Annotated in this window: 20 protein-coding genes; 13 read left to right on the top strand and 7 right to left on the bottom strand. The window is 69.1% G+C overall.

The window, feature by feature from the left end; all coding sequences use genetic code 11:
- Window positions 1–174 precede the first annotated feature (174 nt).
- From GQ57_RS35545 to argE, 4 genes are all read left to right on the top strand, one after another.
- Window positions 175–1,515 carry a flavin-containing monooxygenase gene (locus tag GQ57_RS35545; RefSeq protein WP_034200349.1) on the top strand — a complete coding sequence of 447 codons (1,341 nt, stop codon included), beginning with the start codon at window positions 175–177 and terminating at the stop codon, window positions 1,513–1,515.
- A gap of 85 nt (window positions 1,516–1,600) precedes the next feature.
- Window positions 1,601–2,050: a RidA family protein gene (locus GQ57_RS35540; protein WP_034200348.1), complete on the top strand. Its 450-nt coding sequence runs from the start codon at window positions 1,601–1,603 to the stop codon at window positions 2,048–2,050.
- Window positions 2,047–2,724, top strand: a complete 678-nt coding sequence (locus GQ57_RS35535; RefSeq protein ID WP_034200347.1) for a DUF1028 domain-containing protein — start codon at window positions 2,047–2,049, stop codon at window positions 2,722–2,724. Before GQ57_RS35540 ends, GQ57_RS35535 begins: the two co-directional genes overlap by 4 nt.
- The gene (gene argE / locus GQ57_RS35530; protein ID WP_034200346.1) at window positions 2,717–3,880 is read left to right on the top strand and encodes an acetylornithine deacetylase; all 1,164 of its coding nucleotides are present in this window, start codon (window positions 2,717–2,719) and stop codon (window positions 3,878–3,880) included. The genes GQ57_RS35535 and argE overlap by 8 nt, the downstream gene beginning before the upstream one ends.
- Window positions 3,881–3,938: 58 nt before the next feature.
- Here argE and GQ57_RS35525 read toward each other — a convergent pair whose 3' ends face one another.
- A complete protein-coding gene (locus tag GQ57_RS35525) occupies window positions 3,939–4,862 on the bottom strand; it encodes a LysR substrate-binding domain-containing protein (RefSeq protein WP_034200345.1) in 924 nt (307 codons plus the stop codon).
- Between the two features lie 429 nt (window positions 4,863–5,291).
- On the opposite strand from GQ57_RS35525, the gene GQ57_RS35520 reads away from it, so the two are divergent.
- The gene (locus GQ57_RS35520) at window positions 5,292–6,713 is read left to right on the top strand and encodes a purine-cytosine permease family protein (RefSeq protein WP_031401149.1); all 1,422 of its coding nucleotides are present in this window, start codon (window positions 5,292–5,294) and stop codon (window positions 6,711–6,713) included.
- Between the two features lie 270 nt (window positions 6,714–6,983).
- On the opposite strand, the gene GQ57_RS35515 is transcribed toward GQ57_RS35520, so the two are convergent.
- The gene (locus GQ57_RS35515) at window positions 6,984–7,877 is read right to left on the bottom strand and encodes a LysR family transcriptional regulator (RefSeq protein WP_034200344.1); all 894 of its coding nucleotides are present in this window, start codon (window positions 7,875–7,877) and stop codon (window positions 6,984–6,986) included.
- Between the two features lie 172 nt (window positions 7,878–8,049).
- Between GQ57_RS35515 and GQ57_RS35510 the strand changes: the two genes are divergently transcribed.
- Window positions 8,050–9,615, top strand: coding sequence for an MFS transporter (locus GQ57_RS35510; RefSeq protein ID WP_081896856.1), 1,566 nt, complete (start codon window positions 8,050–8,052; stop codon window positions 9,613–9,615).
- A gap of 120 nt (window positions 9,616–9,735) precedes the next feature.
- Here GQ57_RS35510 and GQ57_RS35505 read toward each other — a convergent pair whose 3' ends face one another.
- The 4 genes from GQ57_RS35505 to GQ57_RS35490 all read right to left on the bottom strand — a co-directional run bounded on the left by GQ57_RS35505 (window position 9,736) and on the right by GQ57_RS35490 (window position 16,800).
- Window positions 9,736–12,015, bottom strand: a complete 2,280-nt coding sequence (locus GQ57_RS35505; protein ID WP_031401152.1) for an FdhF/YdeP family oxidoreductase — start codon at window positions 12,013–12,015, stop codon at window positions 9,736–9,738.
- A gap of 123 nt (window positions 12,016–12,138) precedes the next feature.
- Entirely contained in the window at window positions 12,139–14,979 is a 2,841-nt protein-coding gene (locus GQ57_RS35500) for an ATP-dependent Clp protease ATP-binding subunit (RefSeq protein WP_031401153.1), read from the bottom strand.
- Between the two features lie 631 nt (window positions 14,980–15,610).
- Window positions 15,611–15,880: a hypothetical protein gene (locus GQ57_RS35495; RefSeq protein WP_031401154.1), complete on the bottom strand. Its 270-nt coding sequence runs from the start codon at window positions 15,878–15,880 to the stop codon at window positions 15,611–15,613.
- Window positions 15,881–15,984: 104 nt separating this feature from the next.
- Window positions 15,985–16,800 (bottom strand): family 1 encapsulin nanocompartment shell protein, encoded by an 816-nt coding sequence (locus GQ57_RS35490; RefSeq protein WP_031401155.1) that lies wholly within the window; start codon window positions 16,798–16,800, stop codon window positions 15,985–15,987.
- Window positions 16,801–17,161: 361 nt separating this feature from the next.
- Here GQ57_RS35490 and GQ57_RS35485 point away from each other — a divergent pair, with 361 nt between their 5' ends.
- A complete protein-coding gene (locus GQ57_RS35485) occupies window positions 17,162–17,638 on the top strand; it encodes a GIY-YIG nuclease family protein (protein ID WP_235215187.1) in 477 nt (158 codons plus the stop codon).
- 163 nt (window positions 17,639–17,801) lie between these two features.
- Here the strand turns inward: GQ57_RS35485 and GQ57_RS35480 are convergent, their stop codons facing one another.
- On the bottom strand, window positions 17,802–18,863 hold the full coding sequence (locus GQ57_RS35480) for a Dyp-type peroxidase (protein ID WP_034200342.1): 1,062 nt from the start codon (window positions 18,861–18,863) through the stop codon (window positions 17,802–17,804).
- Window positions 18,864–19,230: 367 nt separating this feature from the next.
- On the opposite strand from GQ57_RS35480, the gene GQ57_RS35475 reads away from it, so the two are divergent.
- The 6 genes from GQ57_RS35475 to GQ57_RS35450 all read left to right on the top strand — a co-directional run.
- The gene (locus GQ57_RS35475) at window positions 19,231–19,590 is read left to right on the top strand and encodes a LysR family transcriptional regulator (protein ID WP_152601842.1); all 360 of its coding nucleotides are present in this window, start codon (window positions 19,231–19,233) and stop codon (window positions 19,588–19,590) included.
- Window positions 19,587–20,036: a phosphate-starvation-inducible protein PsiE gene (locus tag GQ57_RS35470; RefSeq protein ID WP_034200353.1), complete on the top strand. Its 450-nt coding sequence runs from the start codon at window positions 19,587–19,589 to the stop codon at window positions 20,034–20,036. Before GQ57_RS35475 ends, GQ57_RS35470 begins: the two co-directional genes overlap by 4 nt.
- A 56-nt stretch (window positions 20,037–20,092) precedes the next feature.
- Entirely contained in the window at window positions 20,093–20,290 is a 198-nt protein-coding gene (locus tag GQ57_RS35465) for a hypothetical protein (protein WP_034200341.1), read from the top strand.
- Window positions 20,291–20,360: 70 nt separating this feature from the next.
- Window positions 20,361–20,816: a DUF1269 domain-containing protein gene (locus GQ57_RS35460; RefSeq protein WP_034200340.1), complete on the top strand. Its 456-nt coding sequence runs from the start codon at window positions 20,361–20,363 to the stop codon at window positions 20,814–20,816.
- Between the two features lie 34 nt (window positions 20,817–20,850).
- Complete coding sequence (locus GQ57_RS35455) at window positions 20,851–21,099, top strand: hypothetical protein (protein ID WP_031401160.1); 249 nt, start codon at window positions 20,851–20,853, stop codon at window positions 21,097–21,099.
- Window positions 21,100–21,341: 242 nt separating this feature from the next.
- On the top strand, window positions 21,342–21,699 hold a 358-nt coding region (locus GQ57_RS35450), incomplete at its 3' end, for a GntR family transcriptional regulator (RefSeq protein WP_152603439.1).

The following is a 21,699-nucleotide window of genomic DNA, read 5'->3' as shown; positions in this document are numbered from 1 at the left end:
CACGGGGGCATCGTCCCGTGACGTTCGCCGCCCGCGCCACCCCCAGCTTTTTGCTCATCAACACCAACAAAAATCATCATTTCGCCGCCGGCGGTGCGTCAGCAGAATGTCTCCATTCCAACTCATGCGACAGCACACGCGTCGCACCGAGCCGCACCTCAGAAGGAGACAGCCGTGGCAGTCGAAACAACCTCAATCGATACGCTCGTCGTCGGTGCCGGTCAGGCCGGCGTGGCCATGAGCGAGCACCTGGGCAAGCTGGGCGTGCCGCATCTCGTGCTGGAGCGCAGCCGCATCGCCGAACGCTGGCGCACGGGGCGCTGGGATTCGCTGGTCGCGAACGGCCCCGCGTGGCACGACCGCTTCCCGGGGCTCGAATTCGACGGCCTCGATCCCGACGCATTCGCGTCGAAAGACCAGGTCGCGGACTACTTCGAAGCGTATGCGCGCAAGTTCAACGCGCCGATCCGCACCGGCGTCGAGGTGAAGCGGGTCGTGCGCAATACGGGCAAGCCGGGTTTTATCGTCGAGACGTCCGGCGGCACGATCGAGGCGAACCGCGTGGTCGTCGCGACCGGTCCGTTCCAGCGCCCGGTGATTCCGCCGATCGCGCCGGACGACGCGCGCCTCGTGCAGCTCCATTCCGCCGACTATCGCAACCCGGGCCAGCTCCCGGAGGGCGCGGTGCTGGTGGTCGGCGCGGGTTCGTCGGGCGTGCAGATCGCCGACGAACTGCAGCGCGCGGGCCGCCAGGTCTACCTGTCGGTCGGCCCGCACGATCGCCCGCCGCGCGCGTATCGCGGCCGTGACTTCTGCTGGTGGCTCGGCGTGCTCGGCGAATGGGACAAGGAAGTGGCGACGCCCGGCCGCGAACACGTGACGATCGCGGTGAGCGGCGCGCGCGGCGGCCATACGGTCGATTTCCGCAAGCTCGCGAACCAGGGCGTGACGCTCGTGGGGCTGACGAAGTCGTTCGATGGCGGGGTGGTCACATTCGAACGCGATCTCGCGATCAATCTCGCGCGCGGCGACGAGAACTACCTGTCGCTGCTCGACGCGGCCGACGCCTATGCGGCGCGCAACGGCCTCGACCTGCCGGACGAACCCGAAGCCCGCCGCATCCTGCCGAACCCCGGCTGCGTCGCGCACCCGATCCTCGCGCTCGACCTCGCCGGCGCAGGCGTCACGTCGATCGTCTGGGCGACGGGTTATGCGGTCGATTACGGCTGGCTGAAGGTCGATGCGTTCACCGACACCGGCAAGCCGCAGCACCAGCGCGGCGTGTCGAAGGAGCCGGGCATCTATTTCCTCGGGCTGCCGTGGCTGTCGCGGCGTGGCTCCAGCTTCATCTGGGGCGTGTGGCACGACGCCCGGCACATCGCCGATCACATCGCGACGCAGCGCACCTACCTCGACTACCACGACGCATCGCAGCGCCGCTCGATCTCGCGCCCGGAGCAGGACGGCGCCGCGTCGCACGCCGACGCGCAGCCGCTTGCCGACGCGGTGAACTGACCGGACCCATGCCGCCAGCCTGCCGCACCGCGATCGCGTTCGCGTCCGGTGCGGCGGCGTGACCATTGACGACTGAAGGATTTCGATGAGCCAACCCACCCATACCCGTATCCGCATGTTCAACACGAAGGATACCTACCCGAACCAGACGCTCGACAACGACCTGTGCCAGGCCGTGCGGGCCGGCAACACCGTCTACGTGCGCGGCCAGGTCGGCACCGATTTCGACGGCCGCCTGATCGGCCTCGGCGATCCGCGCGCGCAGGCCGAGCAGGCGATGAAGAACGTCGAACAGTTGCTGGAGGAAGCCGGCAGCGACCTCACGCACATCGTGAAGACGACGACCTACCTGATCGACCCGCGTTATCGAGAGCCGGTGTACCAGGAAGTCGGCAAGTGGCTGAAGGGCGTGTATCCGATCTCGACGGGGCTCGTCGTATCCGCGCTCGGCCAGCCGCAGTGGTTGATGGAGATCGACGTGATCGCGGTGATCCCGGACAACTGGCAGCCGAACCGCGCGCAGGAGGCGACATGACTTTCTCGATCGCCGGGCGTTGCCCGGAAACAGGCCAGCTCGGCATCGCGATCAGCTCGTCGAGCATCGCGGTGGGCGCCCGCTGCCCGTGGGTGCGCGCGGGCGTGGGCGCCGTCGCGACGCAGAACATCACGCTGCCGGCGCTCGGCCCGCAGATCCTCGACCTGATCGAGCACGAGCAGCTCGGGCCGGCCGCGGCGCTCGACCGCGCGCTCAGCGCGAACGGCTGGAGCCAGTACCGGCAGGTCACGGTGATCGACGGGCAGGGGCAGACGGCGTGCTTCACCGGCAAGGAAGCGCTCGGCACGCATCGCGCGGTGCGCGGCGAACAGTGCGTGGCGGCCGGCAACCTGCTGGCCGCGCCGGACGTGATCGACGCGATGGTGCGCACGTTCGAGCAGGCGCCCGGCCTGCTCGCCGATCGGCTGCTGGCCGCGATGCATGCGGCGATGGCGGCCGGCGGCGAGGCGGGGCCGGTGCATTCGGCCGCGCTGAAGGTGGCCGGCGACGTGACCTGGCCGATCGTCGACCTGCGCGTCGACTGGGCCGATGCCGATCCGGTCGGGCAGCTCGATGCACTGTGGCGTGCGTATCGGCCGCAGATGCAGGACTACCAGACACGCGCGCTGAATCCGACCGCCGCGCCGAGCTACGGAGTGCCGGGCGATGAATGACACGTCGAGCCGCGCGTTGCTCGAACGGCTGATCGGGTTTGCGACGGTCAGCCGCGATTCGAATCTCGAGATGATCGGTTTCATCCGCGACTATCTCGCGGGCTTCGGCGTCGAGAGCGAACTCTTCCACAACGCGGAGCGCACCAAGGCGAGCCTCTACGCGACGATCGGGCCGCGCGATCGCGGCGGCGTCGCGCTGTCGGGCCATACCGACGTGGTGCCGGTCGACGGGCAGGCGTGGACGGTCGAGCCGTTCCGGCTGACCGAGCGCGACGGCCGCCTGTACGGCCGCGGCACGGCCGACATGAAGGGCTTCATCGCGTCGGTGCTCGCGGCCGTGCCGGCGTTCGTCGCACGGCCGCTTGGCATGCCCGTGCATCTCGCGTTCTCGTACGACGAGGAGGTCGGCTGTCTCGGCGTGCGGCCGATGCTGGACGCACTGGCCGCGCGCGAGCACCGGCCGCGCCTGTGCCTGATCGGCGAGCCGACCGAACTGAAGCCGGTGCTCGGTCACAAGGGCAAGCTCGCGATGCGCTGCCACGTGAAGGGGGCCGCGTGCCATTCGGCGTACGCGCCGTCGGGCGTCAACGCGATCGACTATGCGGCGAAGCTGATCGGCCGGCTCGGCGAGATCGGCGCGGCGCTCGCGCGGCCCGAACGGCACGACGGCCGTTTCGATCCGCCGTTCTCGACCGTGCAGACGGGGCTGATCAAGGGCGGCCGCGCGCTGAACATCGTGCCGGCCGAATGCGAGTTCGACTTCGAGGTGCGTGCGCTGCCGGATTTCGATGCGCACGACGTGCCGAGAACGCTGCAAGATTATGCGGAATCCGAACTGTTGCCCGGCATGCGTGCGGTAGGGCCCGATACCGACATCCGGCTGCAGCCGCTGGGCGCGTATCCGGGGCTCGCGACCGCGCCGGACAGCGAGGCCGCACGCCTGCTCGCGATGCTGAGCGGCTCCGATGCGTTCGGGACGGTGTCGTTCGGCACCGAGGGCGGGCTGTTCGGGCAGGCCGGCATTCCGGCCGTGGTGTGCGGGCCCGGCAGCATGGACCAGGGGCACAAGCCCGACGAGTTCGTCACGCTCGACCAGCTTCACGGCTGCGACGCGATGCTGGGCCGGCTGGCCGCGCATCTTTCGTCGGCTGCCTGAAACCGTCGCCGCCGACACGCACGCACTGCCTCCCGCGGTGCGTGCGTGTTTCCGCTTCTTATCGCGCCGTTTCCGCGACGATTTGCGCGAGCCGTTCGCGGCAGAAATCGACGAACGACTGCGCCTGCTTCGTGAGTTGACCGCGCTTCAGGCGCGCGCTCACGAGTCCCGACGGGCTCACCGTTTCGCTGAGGCCGATCGTCACGACCCGCTGGCCGTCGTACGTGTAGTCGGAATGCGGGCGCGTCACGAGCAGCGAAAAGCCGAACCCCTGACCGACCATCCCGCGCACCATCTCGATCGAAGGCGACCCGAACACGATGTTCGGCGTCAGCCCGAGTTCGTGAAACAGGCTGACGAAATAGGTGCGGCTCGGCTGCACGTCGAGCAGGATCATCGGCTCGACGCAGAGGTCGCGCAACGACACGTGCGCCTGGCCCGCGAACCGGTGGTTCTCCGGCAGCAGCACGTACGGCTGCTGCGGCGGCATCAGCGGCTCGGTCTCGATCGTGCCGTCGAGATCGTGGTCGTACATGAGCGCGAGATCGAACGTGCCGGACGTCAGGCCCTGCACGAGTTCCTGCTGGTCGCCGTCGCGCAGCCGGATGTTCACGCCCGGGTAGCGCTCGCGAAAACCCGCGATCAGTTGCGGCAGATAAAGCGGCGCGACCGTCTCGAAGCAGCCGATGTCGATCTGCCCGGTGATCACGTCGTTGTCGGCGAGCGCGTTCTGTTCGAATTCGTGCGCGATGCGCAGCAACTCCTGCGCTTTGCGGTAGAAGCGCGTGCCGCCCGGCGTCAGCGACACGCCCTGCGCGTGATGGCGAATGAACAGCTTCACGCCGAAGCTTTCCTCCAGCCCCTTGATCGCGCTGGAGATCGACGGCTGCGCGATGAAGAGCTGGCGCGATGCCTCGGCGACGCTGCCGGATTCCACCGTCGTCACGAAATATTTCAGTTGCCGCAAAGTGTAGTGAGCCACACGCACCTCTGATGCATGGCCCCGGCGTGCCGCCGCGGGCGCAATCTGTCCATGGTCAGGGTCCGTTTCCCTATGGAAACGGACCCTGGCACCTTACCCGAAAGACCCGCGGTGCCGGAATGTCGGCTGCAGAGCTTTTTCGTATGTCCCGGAAATATTTTTAGTATTTTCCGGCCCCGATGCACGTGGCGCACCATCGTCTCCAACCTGGATCACGACGATCGCAACGATCGCGAAGCGGCCGCGCACGCGCCGGCGGGACATGGCATCCGTTCCCGTCAAGCGCATCGTCCGCTTCGTTCGACACCGCCGCGCAGGCGCGCGGCGGGGCGTCGATCGCGTATCCGGACCCGATTGCCGGCGCGCACCCCGACGCGCGCCGGCCGACACGGCACGCGCGCATCGCCGCGCAGGACAGGAGACATCACCATGACGAACGTGGACCGCAACGCGTCCCCGATGATAGAGAAGCACACGATCGGCTACGTGCCGCCCGCGGAGCGCCACGGCAAGGTGCGCGACCTGTTCACGCTCTGGTTCGGCGGCAACATCGCGCCGCTGCCGATCGTGACCGGCGCGCTCGGCGTGCAGATGTTCCACCTGAACCTGATGTGGGGCATCGTCGCGATCGTCGTCGGCCAGGCGGTCGGCGGCGTGCTGATGGCGCTGCATTCGGCGCAGGGGCCGCAGATGGGCATTCCGCAGATGATCCAGAGCCGCGCGCAGTTCGGCTCGTGGGGCGCGCTGCTCGTCACGGTGATCGCGGCGGTGATGTACGTCGGCTTCTTCGCGTCGAACATCGTGCTCGCCGGCAAGTCGGTGCACGGCATCGCGTCGTCGGTGCCGGTGCCCGTCGGCATCGTGATCGGCGCGGTGGGCTCGGGGCTGATCGGCATCGTCGGCTACCGCTTCATCCACATCCTGAACCGCATCGGCACGTGGGTGCTCGGCATCGGGATCCTGGTCGGCTTCTGGATGATCCTCGCGCACGTGACGACCGACGATTTCCTGACGCGCGGCGGCTTCGACTTCGCGGGCTGGCTCGCGACGGTGTCGCTGTCGGCGTTGTGGCAGATCGCGTTCGCGCCGTACGTGTCGGACTATTCGCGCTATCTGCCGGAAAACGTCGGCGTGGCGTCGACGTTCTGGGCGACCTATCTCGGCTGCACGATCGGCTCGACGCTCGCGTTCATCTTCGGCGCGGTCGCGGTGCTCGCGGTGCCGGCCGGCGTGGACACGATGGACGCGGTCAAGCAGGCGACGGGCCCGCTCGGCCCGCTGATGCTCGTGCTGTTCCTGCTGAGCGTGATCAGCCACAACGCGCTGAACCTGTACGGCGCGGTGCTGGCGGTGATCACGTCGGTGCAGACCTTCGCGTACAAGTGGATTCCGACCGCGAAGGCGCGCGCCGCGGTGTCGGTCGTGATCTTCGTCGCGTGCTGCTACGCGGCGATCGGCGCGTCGACGAACTTCGTCGGCAACCTCGTCGATCTCGTGCTGGCGCTGCTGGTCGTGCTGGTGCCGTGGACGGCGATCAACCTGATCGACTTCTACGTGATCCACAAGGGCAAGTACGACATCAAGTCGATCTTCATGGCCGACGGCGGGATCTACGGCCGCTTCAATCCGCAGGCGCTGCTCGCGTATGCGATCGGCATCCTCGTGCAGATTCCGTTCATGAACACGCCGATGTACGCGGGCCCGATTCCCGCGCATCTCGGCGGCGCGGACCTGTCGTGGCTCGTGGGGCTCGCGCTCACGTCGCCGCTGTACTACTGGCTCGCGACGCGCGACAGCGCGTACCGGCGCCGGCAGGCGGGCGCGACGATGCCGCCGACGGCGGCGCGCTGAACGGCGTGCACGCCGGCGCGGGGGACCTGGCGCCGGCGTCACGGTCGTGACGGCGCGTGCCGCGGGTCGCGGGCCGGCTTTCCGTGCCGGGCGTCCCCACGTTCGCGGCGAAACGGGCAGGCCGTCGATGCGATCGAGCGCGGCGTCCGGTCAGGTGGCTGCGCGGTGGGCATCGGCGCGACTGCGCGCACTGCCGCCGTAGGCGGCCGGATCGCACCGACCGCCGCCGACGCCGCGTCCCGGTCGCCCCCCGCCCGACGTTCGCCGCGATCACGGCGTCGCCGGAAACAGGTGCCCGGCCATGAAGTCGACGAAGGCCCGCACCCTGGGCAGCAACTGGCGACTGGACGGCCACAACACCCAGAACGTGCTCGATGCGTTCGTCCAGGCGTCGAGCACCGTCGCCAGCGTGCCGTCGTCGACGGCGCGCTGCACCGCGAAATCCGGCAGGCACGCGATGCCGTGACCGTCGACGGCCATGTGCAGCAGGGTCTCGACGTGATTGCTCGTCATGCTGGCCGGCGGCAGGAAGCCGGGGTCGCCGGGCTGCCGGCGCAACGGCCACTTCTCCAGCAGGCCGGTGGTGGGGAAGCGGTGCAGCAGGCAGGCATGCTGCGCGAGCTGCTCCGGCGCGTCGGGGGGCGCATGCCGCCGGAAATACGCGGGCGAGCCGACGCACAGGAAGCGGCTCGCGCCCAGGCGCCGGCTCATCAGCCGGGAATCGCTCAGCTCGCCGGTCCGCACCACCGCGTCGAAACCCTCGTCGACCACGTCCACCAGGCGGTCGCTGAAATCCAGGTCGAGTTCGATCCGCGGATGGCGTTCGGCGAAGGCCGACAGCACGGGCAGCATCAGTCCGCTGACGAGCGGCAGGCTGACGCGCAGGCGTCCTTGCGGGCTGGCGCGGGTGCTGGCCAGTTCGTTCTCCGCGGCGGCGACCTCGGCGAGGATCCGGCGGCAGCGATCGAGGAACAGCGCGCCTTCCGCCGTCACGCTGACGCTTCGGGTGCTGCGCTGGAACAGCCGGACGCCGAGCTTTTCTTCCAGCCGGGCGATGGCCTTGCTGACCGCCGACGCCGAGATGCCGAGCTGGCGCCCGGCCGTCGCGAAGCTGCGCGCGTCGGCCACCTGCACGAAGACCGTCATGCCGTTGATGCTGTCCATTCGATACCTCGATTCATGACAGATCCGTCATCTTAGTCCTGAATTTCCCGCTGATTATCGTCGAATGGTTCCTCGCTAGAATCAATCGCCAGCGCCATCATGCAACCGCCGCCGCGCGATTCTCGATGCCGGGCGGGCGCGGATGGTCCCCGTGACTTGCAGGAGCCGTCCGATGACGACCACGACCACCCCGGCCACTCCGGCCGCCACGACGCATGTCGCCGCCCGCCGCGTGCCGTTGATCCTGACCGGCTGCCTGACGGCGGCGGTCATTCCGCTGAGCATCGCCGGCCCCGCGGTCGCCGTTCCGTCGATCAATCACGCGCTGGGCGGCAGCACGGCCGAGCTGACCTGGATCATCAACGCATACCTCGTCACCTACGGCAGCGCGACGCCGGCCGCGGGAAGCCTGGCGGACACCTACGGACGCAAGCGGACCTGGCTGGGCGGCATGCTCGTGTTCGCGCTGGTCACGGCGGCGATTCCGTTCATGCCGTCGGTGCTGTGGCTCGACATCCTGCGGCTGATCCAGGGGCTGGGGGCCGCGGCCGCGTTCGCCGGCGCGATGGCGGCGCTGACGCAGGCGTTCGACGGCCATGCCCGCACGCGCGTGTTCAGCCTGATCGGCACGACCTTCGGCGCGGGCGCGGCGTTCGGGCCGTTCCTGGCGGGCGTGCTGATCGACAGCGCGGGCTGGCACTGGGTATTCCTGCTGCCGGCGGCGATCGCCGCGCTGGTGTCGGTGATGGTCGCGCTGTACGCGAGCGAATCGCGCGATCCGGCCGCCACCGGCCTGGACTGGCCCGGCGCGCTCAGTTTCACGGCCGGCCTCGCGGTGTTCACCTACGGCATCGTGCTCGTGCCCGAGAAGGGCTGGGGCCATGCGTCGGTGCTGTCGGCGCTCGCGGGCGCCGCCGTGCTGCTGGGCGTATTCGTGCTCGTCGAACGGCGGCGGGACAAGCCGCTGCTCGACCTGTCGCTGTTCGCGAACGTGCGCTTCGTGGGCGTGCAGGTGCTGGCGGTGGCGCCGGCCTATACCTACGTCGTCCTGCTCATCGTGCTGCCGGCGCGCTTCATCGGCGTGGAGGGCCACGGCGCGCTGGAGGCCGGCCGGATGATGATTGCGCTGTCCGCGCCGCTGCTGGTGGTGCCGTTCCTGGCGGGGCAGCTCGCGCGCTGGATCAACGTCGGCGTGCTGTCCGGGATCGGGCTCGTCATTGCGGCGGCGGGCCTCGCGTGGCTCGGCGTCAGCGTGCATGACGGCGCCCACGACGGGCGGCTGTTCGCGATGCTGGTGATCGGCGCGGGGATCGGCCTGCCCTGGGGGCTGATGGACGGGCTCGCGGTGAGCGTGGTGCCGAAGGAGCGGGCCGGGATGGCGGCCGGCATCTTCAACGCGGTGCGCCTGGCGGGAGACGGGCTGGCGCTCGCGGCGGTGAGCGTGATGCTGTCGGCGCGGATCGGCGCGGCGCTGGCGACGTCCGCCCGCGACGGCGTGGCGGGGCTCGCGCCCGGCGGCCGTCTCGTCGAGGTGGCGAACCGGCTCGCGATGAGCGATCTGCGGAACGCGATGGCCGGCGTGCCCGAGACGGCGCGCGCCGCGCTGCTGCGCGCGTACGAGAGTGCGTTCGGGTTTCAGCTGTTCGTGCTGGCGGCTGCGGCGGCCGCGACGGCGCTGCTGGTCGTTCTGCTGCTCGGCAAGGGGGGGCGGTCCGACGGCGTGCGTCAGGCGCAATGACGTGCAATGACGCGCGGCCGGCCGCGTCGCGTGCGAACGCGGCCGGGCCGCACGCGGTGCGGCGTCGTCAGCCGGCGGCGGGCGCGGCGCGCATTGCGCCGCGCCCGCGCGCCCGCCGGATCAGACCACTGCCGAGCGCGCGACGCGCACCGGCACCGACTTGTACGACGGCGTGCCGCTTTCCTTGTCGATGTAGTCGAGCGGCACCAGCACGTTCGCTTCCGGGTAATACGCGCCGACCGATCCCGGCGCGATGTCGTACTCGATCGCGGTGATCTTCTCGAGACGCAGCTTCCGTCCGGATGCGGAGATCGTCTCGATGTCGACGAGGTCGCCGTGCTCGAGCCCGTACTTCGCGAGATCGGCGGCGTTCATGAACAGCACGTCGCGCCGCCCGAACACGCCGCGGTAGCGGTCGTCGAGCCCGTAGATCGTCGTGTTGTACTGGTCGTGGCTGCGCAGCGTGATCAGGCGCAGCACCTGCTCGCCGCCGAGCACGTCGGCGTCTTCCTTCACGCCCTTGTACACCGAGAACATCGCCTTGCCGGTCGCCGTGGGCCACACGCGCTCGGTGGGCGGCAGCGGCAGGCGGAAGCCGCCCGGCGTGCGGATGCGCTCGTTGAACGCCTCGAAGCCGGCGACCGTGCGATCGATCAGGTCGCGAATGCGGTCGTAGTCGTCGACCAGGTCGAGCCACGCGACCTTGCTGCCCGGCAGCGTCGCATGTGCGATCCCCGCGACGATCGCGGGCTCCGAGCGCAACTGGTCGGACGCCGGCTTGAGCTTGCCGGCCGACGCGTGGACCATCGACATCGAATCCTCGACGGTGATCGACTGCCGGCCGCTTGCCTGCATGTCGAGCTCGGTGCGGCCGAGCACGGGCAGGATGAAGGTTTCCTTGCCGACCAGCAGGTGCGAGCGGTTCAGCTTCGTGCCGAGATGCACGCTCAGGTCGAGTTTCTCCATCGCGGGGAACGACAGCTCGGGATCGGGCAGCGCGACCGCGAAGTTGCCGCCGAGGCACAGCAGCGCCTTCGCGGTGCCGTCGATCATCGCCTGCATCGCCTGCACGGCGTCGTGACCGTGATGCGCGGGCGGCGTGAAGCCGCACACGTCCTCGATCTTCTTCAGGAACTCGGCCGACGGCTTCTCGGTGATGCCGACCGTGCGGTTGCCCTGCACGTTCGAATGGCCGCGCAGCGGGCACACGCCGGCGCCGGGCTTGCCGATGTTGCCGCGCATCAGCAGCAGGTCGGCGATCAGGCGCACGGTGGCCGTGCCCTTGTTGTGCTGCGTGACCCCCATCCCGTAGGTCACGATGGTCGCGTTCGACTTCGCGTACGCGAGCGCGACCTGTTCGAGCTGCGCCTGGCTCAGGCCGCTCGCGCGCTCGATGTCGTTCCACGACGTCGCTTCCAGGTCCGCCGAGAACGTGTCGAAGCCGTTGGTGTGCTGCGCGATGAAATCGCGGTCGAGCACGTCGCCGCGCTCGGCCTCGAGCTGCAGCAGCGCCTTCATGATGCCCTTCAGCGCGGCGGCGTCGCCGCCCGCGTCGACCTGGTAGTACGTCGACGCGATGCGCGTCGAGCCGAACGACGCCATCTCGATCATGTCCTGCGGATCCGCGAAGCGTTCGAGCGCGCGCTCGCGCAGCGGGTTGAACACGATGATCGGCACGTTGCGCCGCGAGCACTCGTGCAGCGTGCCCATCATCCGCGGGTGGTTGGTGCCGGGGTTGTGGCCGATCGAGATGATCAGTTCGCAGTGCTCGAAATCGTCCAGCGACACGGTGCCCTTGCCGATGCCGATCGACTGCGGCAGGCCGACGCTGGTCGGCTCGTGGCACATGTTCGAGCAGTCGGGGAAGTTGTTGGTGCCGAGCTCGCGCGCGAACAGCTGGTACAGGTACGCGGCTTCGTTCGAGGCGCGCCCCGACGTGTAGAACTCGACCTGTTCGGGCGGCAGCGCGCGCAGCACCTCGCCGATGCGCGCGAATGCGGCGTCCCACTCGATCGCGCGGAACGTGTCGGTGGCGCGATCGTAGACGAGCGGATGCGTGAGCCGGCCCATGTTCTCCAGCTCGTAGTCCGACATGCGCAGCAGCGACGACACGGTGTTCGCCGCGAAGAACTCGGGCGTCACGCGCTTGGTCGTCGCTTCCCACGTGACGGCCTTCGCGCCGTTCTCGCAGAACTGGAACGTCGACTTGTGTTCCTTGTCGGGCCATGCGCAGCCGGGGCAGTCGAAGCCGTCCGGCTGGTTGGTCCGCATCAGCACGATCGGCGCCTCGATGGTTTCCATCTGCGTGCGCACCGCGTCGGCTGTCGCGCGAAGCGCGCCCCAACCGCCGGCGGGCCCGTCGTACTTCCTGATGCCTGGCACTTCGCGTCGATTTGTCATGTGATTCTCCATCAGCCTGGCCCGTCGCGGGCGGCTCGGTTTGTGCCGTATCGCGGCGTGGGGCGGCTCCGCCCGGTGGGCGGAGCCGGTCGTGCACGCCCCGCAGAACGGGGCATGCGGGCGTCAGTGCGCGTCTTTCTTCGCGCCCGACGATTTCTTGCCGGACGGCTTCGCGGCGGGCGGCGCGGCGGCGGGCACGTCGTCCGCCTTCGCGTCGCCGGCTGCGCCGGCCGCCTTGCCGTTCGGCTTGCGCTTGCCGTCGGCGTCCTGCTTCGCTTCCCGGGTTTCCTTCGCGTCGGGCGCGGCGAGCGTGTTGAACGTCACGTCGTCGCCGGCCTTGTCGTAGTCGATCTCGCACCGGTCGCCCGACTTCAGCCGGTCGGCGAGGATCTCCTTCGCGAGCCGGGTCTCGATGGTCTGGCGGATCTGGCGCTTCAGCTCGCGCGCGCCGAACTCGGGCTGGTAGCCGGCCTCGGTCAGGTGCTCGACGAGCGCGTCGCCCATCGTGAGCGCGATGTCCTGCGCGGCGGCCGTGCGCACCACGCGGTCGAGCTGGATCTTCACGATCGCGCGGATGTTCTCCTTCGACAGCGCGTGGAAGACGATCACCTCGTCGATCCGGTTCAGGAACTCGGGACGGAAATGGCCCTTCAGCACCTGCATCAGTTCCTCGCGGATCGCCTTGTCGGTCTTGCGCGCGGCTTCCGGCTGCGTGAGGTTGTCCATGATGATCGCGGCGCCGAGGTTGCTCGTCGCGATGATGATCGTGTTGCTGAAGTCGACCACGCGGCCCTTGCCGTCGGTCAGGCGGCCGTCGTCGAACACCTGCAGCAGCACGTTGTAGACGTCCGGATGCGCCTTCTCGATCTCGTCGAGCAGGATCACGCTGTACGGGCGGCGCCGCACGCGCTCGGTGAGCTGGCCGCCTTCGTCGTAGCCGACGTAGCCCGGCGGCGCGCCGATCAGCCGCGCGACCGCGTGCCGCTCCATGTACTCGGACATGTCGATGCGGATGATCGCCTGCTCGTCGCCGAACACGGTCTCGGCCAGCGCCTTCGCGAGCTCGGTCTTGCCGACGCCGGTCGGCCCGAGGAACAGGAACGTCGCGATCGGCCGGTGGGTCTGGCCGAGCCCCGCGCGCGACAGCCGCACCGCGTCGCTGACCGCGACCACCGCGTCGCTCTGGCCGACCACGCGCTCGCGCAGCTGTTCTTCCATCTGCAGCAGCTTCTGGCGTTCTTCCTGCGTGAGTTCGGACACGGGAATGCCGGTCAGCCGCGACACGACCTCGGCCACCGATTCGACGGTCACCTCGAGCGTTTCCGAGCCCGTCTTGCGCTGCCACGCCTCCATCATCTCGTCGACCGACTTCTGCTTCGCGTTGATCTGCTCCTCGAACTGCTTCGCTTCGTCGAAGCGCTTGCGCGAGGTCGCGTAGTCCTGTTCGCGCTTCAGTTGCGCGATCTGCGCCTCGCCTTCCTGGATGTCGACCGGGCGCGACGTCGCGCCGATCCGCACGCGCGCGGCGGCCTGGTCGATCAGGTCGATCGCCTTGTCGGGCAGGAAGCGCGACGTGATGTAGCGGTCGGCGAATTCGGCGGCCGCGACGAATGCGTCGTCGGCGAACGTCACCTGGTGATGCGCCTCGAGGCTGTCGCGCAGCCCGCGCAGGATCACGATGGTCTGCTCGACGCTCGGCTCCGGCACGAACACGGGCTGGAAGCGCCGCTCGAGCGCGGCGTCCTTCTCGATGTACTTCTGGTATTCGTTGAGCGTGGTCGCGCCGATCAGGCTCAGCTCGCCGCGCGCGAGCGCGGGCTTCAGCACGTTGGCGATGTCCAGGCCGCCTTCGCCGCCGCCCTGGCCCGCGCCGACGATCGTGTGCAGCTCGTCGATGAACAGGATCAGTTCGTCCTGCTTCGCCGTCACCTCGTCGATCAGCTGCTTCGCGCGCTCCTCGAATTCGCCGCGATACTTCGCGCCGGCCACCATCGAGTTGATGTTGACCTCGACGAGCCGCTTGTCGCGCAGCACCTCGGGCACGTCGCCGTTGACGATCCGCTGCGCGAGCCCCTCGACGATCGCCGTCTTGCCGACGCCCGGCTCGCCGATCAGCACCGGGTTGTTCTTCTTGCGGCGCGCGAGCACCTCGATCGTGCTCTCGATTTCCTGCGCGCGACCGAGCACCGGGTCGAGCTTGCCCTGGCGCGCGATCGCGGTGAGGTCGCGGCCGAACTTGTCGAGGTTCGGGGTGCCGGTCGGCGCATCCACGCGGCCGTCCTCGGCGCCTTTGCCGACCACCTTCACGACCTTCTGGCGCAGCGCCTCGGGCGTCACGCCGTATTTCTTCAGCAGCGTGCCGGCGACGCTGTCCGGCACCGACGCGAGCCCGATCAGCAGGTGCTCGGGGCCGATATAGGAGTGGCCGAGATCGCGCGACGCCTGGAACGCGTACTGCACGGCCTTCTTCACGCGCGGCGAGATCGACAGCTTGTCGAGCGGCGCGTCGGGGTCGGCCGTGCCGGTGTGCGCATGCGCGTCGATATACGACCGGATGTCCTGCGGAGACAGCTTCAGTTCCTTCAGCAGCGCCGCGCACACGTCGGTGTCGGCGAGCGCGTAGAGCAGGTGTTCGGAATCGAGTTCGCTGCGGTGCAATTCGTGCGCCTTTTCGGCCGCGCGCTGCAGCAGTTCCAGCGTCTGTTCGCTGAACGCGTCGGTCGGGTCGACCGATTCGCGAGGAATCTCGGCGGCGAGCGGCGATTCGTCGCCGAGCCCGCCGAACAGCGACGACGGGCCGCCACCCCCCAGCAGCGAATCGAACGGATTCAGCATGCTCTGATGCCGCATCAGTTGACGGAAATGGTAATCGCAGATCGAGATCGTCTTGCGCTCGCCGTCCTGCATCACGGTTGCGCGCGCGACGGCAGGCCGGGCATGGCAGATATCGCAAAGTGCGGGCATGGTGGTCTGGCTCCTGACTGTGAGGGTGGGTCGAAGGGGACGTCCCGATGCGGTGCGGCGCTCGCGCGCCCGGACCGCGCATGCACGACGCGCGGCGCGGCGGCGCACGGGCCGCATCCGTGCGGTCGCGCATCGCGCGCCGGCGTGGTGCAAGGTCGTGGCCGGGGCGGCGGGCCGGCGTGCCGCGAGCTGCCCGCGACATCGCTGCGACTGCGTTCAAAATAGCGAATCGACGCGGGCCATCCAAGACACAGTTCCGCGCCGGGCCGGCCGCGAATTGCACTCCGGCGCGGGCGCGCGCCCGAATGACGGGGAGTACAGATGCGAGCGGACGCGGTGGCGCGGGCATGTGCGGCGCGCGCAGCGTGCGGCGGCGGGAAGCGGGGAGGCGCGCGATGCGGGCGGCGGGCGGTGCGACACCGGCGCGCAGGGCGCCGGTTGCCGGCGGATGGCCGGTGCGGAGGGAGATAGGCGACGGACGTGCCGCCATGCGGGCGCGGGCGCCCGCGGCGTATGCCGGGCGCTCAGGTCCGGCCGTGCACGCGCCGCAGCCGGTGCGTGCACGGTGGTCGAAGGAGAGGGCGGGTTGCACGATCCGCACCGGATCCGGCGTGACCGCGGCGAGCGGCGGTTACGCCGGGAGCGTCATCGCGAGCCGTTGGCGGGCGATCTGCTTCACGTCGGCCGACAGCGCCGGATTTGGCAGGCCGTTGGCCCACACGGAGAACGAATCCTCGATCAGGTTGCGCGTGTCGGGCGGCAGTTCGGCCAGGACCAGCGACAGGACGGTGAACAGCACGGCGGTGTCGCCGGCCTGGCTGCCCGCGTTCGCGTCGACCGCTTTCTTCAGCGTGTCGACCGACGCTTGCAGCGCCTGCAATGCCTCATTCGTATCGCTCATCACACACTCCATGCAGAATGGGTTCGATCGGCGACGAACATGCGGCCGGCGGTGCGGCCGGTTGCGCGCGGTGCCGGGCGGGCATCGCGCGCGGGCAACCGCGCTCAGGCCGCCGATGTGCCCTGCGGCGCGACGGCCACCGATGCCTCGCTCGTCAGCATCAGGAACGTGAACGTTTCGCGCAGGTACAGGCGGACGGCCCGGTCGGTATGGCTCGTGTAGCCGATCGATACGTCTTCTCCGAGATGCAGTTCGTAATCGCCGCCGCGCGTGGACAGCACGCAGCCGCCGCTGAGCGCCGGCGCCCAGATGATCTCGCCGCTGACGATCCGCTTGATGTGGCCGAGGACCGGATAGCCCTGGTCGCGCGCCTCGCTCAGCGCCGTATAGGCGTCCGAGCCGAGCACCACCGAGTACGGGCCGTCGACGCCCGCGAGCCGCAGCGCCTCGAGCGCGTCGCTGATCGCATCGGGATACGCGCCGACGTCCGCCGGCAGCGTGAGCTTGCGGTTCGACGTGCCTTCGCGGATGCCGACGATGCCGGCCGCGCGATAGCCGTCGAAAATCGCGTTGTCCTCGGCGAACGCGAGCCGCTGCGCGGCTTCCTTCGCCGGTTGCCAGTCGGCGTCGCGCGCACCGCGCTCGACGCTGTCGATCGCATCGCGGCTCAACTCGAACGGCACCGTCAGCTCGACAATCGTGCGGACTTCCCGCAACCGCGCATTCACGTGCTCGGTCGGCGCGGCGACGTCCAGCAGGTGCCCGGTGCCGACGGCCGACAACTCGGGGCCTTCGGGGCCGTCGACGTCGACGACACGGCGGCCGGCCACCGATCGTTTGAAGGTGCGTGCCACTTCCTCCTCGATTTGTTCCCAGGCGGAGGCGGAGATCGGGGCGAGTTCGCGATGCAGGTTATTCATGGACTTGGGCTGGCTCACGTAGGTGGTCGGTGAAAACGCTTCATGGTTGGCCGATCGGCTGACGCGCCGCGCCTGACGCCAGGCGCGCCGATCGCGGGCGAAAATACATAGTAGCAGGCGCGATGGACATCGCTGAGGCACAGATGGAAACGACACCTTGCGGTGCCGCAACTGTCATGCAACGCGTGTGCCGGGCGGGCGGTGCGCCGCGATGCATGATGCGGCGCCGGTGCGACCGGGCAGGACGCGCGGCCCGGCATCCGCGATCGACGCGCGTTGGCGCCGGTCCGGCGCGGGTCGCGATCGATGCGATGTCCGTAGCCCTGTCCGGTCGACGGGCCATCGCCAGTCGCGCATTGTTGTGAACATTCGTCCGGCCGCGTTCCTCGGCGGGCGAATCATGGATAGACGCAGTCTATCGAAGGCTCACGACGCGTGGAGGTCATCCATGGCATGGCAACTCGTCTCGTCCGAAGACACATACATGCCGAAGACGGGCGTCGTCAGTCACGAGGCCGTCATCGGGCATTTGCGGCAGGTGTCGGATGCGTTCGCCGCGAAACCGGCGTACCGCAAGTTCCATATCGGCGTCACCCGCGACCTGACCGCCCGGCTGGCTGCACACCGGGCCGGCAAGCCCGATTGCAAGTGGATGTGCCCGATCTATCCGGAAGCGCACAACCTCGTCGGGAATGCCGTCGATCGTCTCGAGCGCAAGGCCATCGAGATCTTCCGCGGCGGCATCGCGCATCCGCGGACCCATGAAACGCTGCTGGCTTGCAGCAACGGACCGGGCGGTGCGCTGCCGAAGAACCGGCTTTGTATCCTCGTTGGCTGATTCGCGCGGACGGAGCGGCGCCCTGACCGGCCTGCGCCCGGCGGTGCTGCCCGGCGCAGGGTTGCACGCCCGTTTGGCGGGAGCGCTCGCATCGGGCGACTGGCGGCCGCTCCGGACACACCCGGCGCGTGGCTGCGCGCCGGGTTGCCGCGTGCCCGCCGGATTACGACGGGATGCCTTTCAGCGAGCCGATCTTCAGCGAGCCGTCGCGATGCGGCGCGGCCGGCGAGGCGTCGGGCTGCGCCGCGTCGGCGGCCGGCGCCGCGCGATCGGCGAGCGCCTCGAGCAGGTCGGCCGACGGCACGAAGAACAGCGAGCCGGTGACGGCGCGGCTGTAGTCGAGCAGGCGGTCGTAGTTGCCGGGCGGGCGGCCGACGAACATGTTCTCGAGCATCTGCTCGATCGGCGCGGGCGAGCGCGCATAGCCGATGAAATAGGTGCCGAATTCGCCGGCGCCCGGGCGCCCGAACGGCATGTTGTCGCGCAGGATCTTCACTTCCTGGCCGCCTTCGTCGAGCGTGGTCAGCGAGCTGTGCGAGCACGACGGCTTCACGTCCGGCGCGAGCTCGATGTCGGACAGCTTGGTGCGGCCGATGATGCGCTCCTGCGTCTCGACCGCGAGCGCGTTCCAGCCGGGCATGTCGTGCAGGTACTTCTGCACGATCACGTAGCTGCCGCCCGTGAATGCCGCGTCTTCCTCGCCGATCACCGTGAAGTCGACCGCCTCGCGGCCTTCCGGGTTCTCGGTGCCGTCGACGAAGCCGATCATCGCGCGCTGGTCGAAATTGCGGAAGCCGTGCACCTCGTCGACGACCGTGACGGCGTCGCCGAGCGCGCCGAGCAGTTGCGTCGCGAGTTCGAAGCACAGGTCCATCGCTTCCGCGCGGATGTGCAGCAGGATGTCGCCCGGCGTCGCGACCGCGACGCGCTGCCCCGCGCCGAATTCGCGGAACGGGTGCAGCGATGCGGGGCGCGGGGCGCCGAACAGCGCATCCCATGCGTCCGCGCCGAAGCCGCATACGCACGAGAGGTTGCCGGCCGGCACGCGCTTGCCGACCGAGCGCACGAGCGCGGCGATGTCGCCGCACCACGAACGGATCGTGTCGGCGTGATCGGCGCCGGGATTGATCGTCGCCACGAGAAAGATCGCGCTGCGCGTGATCGGGCTGTGAACGGCCTGGGAGAGCGGGGGAGATGTCTGCATCGCGGGCTGCCGGTCAGTCATGCCGGGGCGGGCGGGCCGCGGCGCGCGAACGCGAACGGTTCAATGGTGTCATGCGACTGTTCTCTTTGTGACATGCGGATGAAGGACGTTGCGCGGCATCGCGCAACGGGCCGCGGCAGTGGCGGCCGGCCGCACGGCGCGCGACCTGCCCGCGCCGCGTAACGTCGTCGAGCAAGCAATCTAGCAGCTTCGGCGGGTCTTTGGAACACGTATCGTCGATCTGTCATCCGAATGCGTCAAACGGGGCCGGATTTCGGGCGGCGCCGGCGCGGCTGTACTCCTGCGGCGTGCGGCGCTGTGCTCTTGAGCGTGCGTGCCGCGTGCAGTAGATTAGGCTCCGCCGTGCCCGCCGACGAGGAGCGTCATCATGAACCTGCTGGAAGCGATGCGTGTCTATGTCGCGGTGGTCGAGCACGGCGGCCTGTCCGGCGCGGCGCTCGAGCTGAAGCTGGGCGAAGCGCAGGTGCGCGGCCGGATCGGTTGCCTCGAAGCTTATCTCGGCTGCCGCCTGCTGCTGCGCTGCGGGCGCGACGACGTTGCGTGCACCGATGCGGGCGTCGCGTTCCACGTGTGCTGCCGCCGGACGCTGTCCGCGGTCGAGCAGGCGACCGGCGCGGCCGGCCCGCACGCGCCGGATGCACGCGATGCCGTGCACGACGTCGCGCCCTGCACCGATTTTCCGCCGCCCGGCGCCGCTCACGCATCCTCACACCGACTGTCACCTTGAATACGTCCACCGTTTCCTGTTCGCCGGGCGAGCGCATCCGCCGCCGCTTCGGTCACTTCCTGCATGCGGCCGAACTGGCCGGGCTGATCGTGATCGGCCTCGCGACCGCGTTCGCGATGACGCAGGAGGCCTGGAAGGTGGTGCAGGCGGGCGAGGTGTCGCTGACCGACCTGCTGCTGATGTTCCTGTATCTCGAAGTGCTCGCGATGAACGTGCGCTACCTGCGGCTCGGCCGGCTGCCCGTGCGGTTTCCGCTGTTCATCGCGATGACGTCGCTCGCGCGCGACCTGATCCTGCGCGGCGCGACCGACAGCCCCGAGCGGATGCTGATGACGACGTTCGGGATCGTGCTGCTCGCGGTGGGCGTGCTGATTCTCAGTTTCGGCCAGCATCGCTTTCCGGCCGATGTCGACGATGTCCAGGAGGACGCGCATGTGCGCGGATGACCAACGAACGGCATGCGTGTCGCCGTACATGCCGTTTCTTGCCAGGAGGGTGCCGGATGCGCACGCATTCCGTTGAAACGAAACACGCGATCGAACTGCAGCACGCATCGTCGGATGCGTACGGGCATGCCCGTGACGCACGTGACGCGGATTCGTCGCGCGCCGCTGCACCGCGCGTCGTCGCGCTGCAGCGGGCGGCCGCGCAAGCCTATGTCGATGCGGCCCGCGCGCGCGAAGCGGCAGCGGGCGTCTGAATCGAAACCGGGTTGCCGGCGCGCCGCGCGACGCGGCCGTGCATGTCGATCCATACGAGAGAGGTGTCGCATGAGCAAGCAACTGATCGTCGCGGTGTTCGGCAGCGTCGACGCGGCCCATCGCGCCGTGGCGGATTTCGAGTCGCTGTCGGAGAAGCATGAGGGATTCGACATCGAGAACGGCGTCGTCGTCGAAAAGGATGCGGCCGGCAAACTCGCGGTGCTCGCCGCCGAGTCGCGGGTGTTCAAGGGCGGCGTGATCGGTGCGATCGCGGGCGGCCTGCTCGGGATCCTCGCGGGGCCGCTCGGCGTGGTCACCGGCATGGCGGCCGGCGCGGGCGTCGGCGTTCTCGCGGACGCGGCCGGCAACGCGCTGCTCGACGGCCGGTTCGTCGAGGCCGTGGCCGCGCGGCTCGCGCCCGGCAGCGTCGCGGTTGTCGTCGAGGCGAAGGAGGCCACGCCGTTCTCGGTCGACAACGTCGTGACGGGATTCGGCGGCAAGGTGTTCCGCCAGGCGCTCGATTGAGCGCGCCATTGTCCACTTGCCGAGGGAGCACCGCATGCGTATCGATCGATCGTACCGTCGCTTCGACATCGCGGCGACGCTGTCGCCGCTGCCCGGCAATCGCGCGATCGCGACCGTCGACGTGACGACCGCCGATCCGGCCCGCGTCGCCGATCTCGGCACCGGCCAGTTCCTGCAGATCCGCAAGTGGGTCGAGTCGAACGACGCCGCATGCCTGACGGTGGTGTTCGACGAATGCAAGGTCGCGATCGACCACTACGCGGACAACGTGGATAACGCGTGAGCGCACGGGGCCGCGCCGCGACGTTCGAATCTGTTCACCACGCCGGCCGGATTTGAGGTTTCACCGTCAAACTGTCACTTACATTCGTCGAAACGACGCAGTAGCATGCCGATCCTTGTCTCGATGGGATTCGCATTGCTAACCGCCTTCAATTTCGGTAACGGATCCGGCCCGCATCGCCGCGCGCGCGGCCGGGATGCCCGCGCGTCCCGGGCCGGCTTACCGCTGGCGGGGCGAGGCGGATGAAACTCTACGAGAAATTTGCGAACGACGTAGAGAGACTCATCCGGCAACGCGTATATCGACACGGCGATCGCGTGCCGTCGGTGCGGCAGGCGAGCCAGCAGCACCGGATCAGCATCACGACGGTGCTGCATGCGTACCTGTTGCTGGAGAGCCGCGGGCTGCTGGAAAGCCGGCCGCAGTCGGGCTATTTCGTGAACCTGCGGAACGACGAGGGGCATGCGCCGGTGCGCGAGTTGCGGCCGTCGAAGCCGATCGCGATCTCGTCGTCGGTCGACGTGAGCCGGCTCGTGCTGTCGACGCTGCGCTCGATCGGCACCGACGACGCGGTGCCGCTCGGCTCGCCGTATCCGGACC

Origin of the sequence: Burkholderia sp. MSh2, assembly GCF_000731655.1 — a bacterium.
Classification (GTDB): domain Bacteria; phylum Pseudomonadota; class Gammaproteobacteria; order Burkholderiales; family Burkholderiaceae; genus Burkholderia; species Burkholderia paludis.
This window is presented reverse-complemented; position numbering and strand designations above follow the sequence as displayed.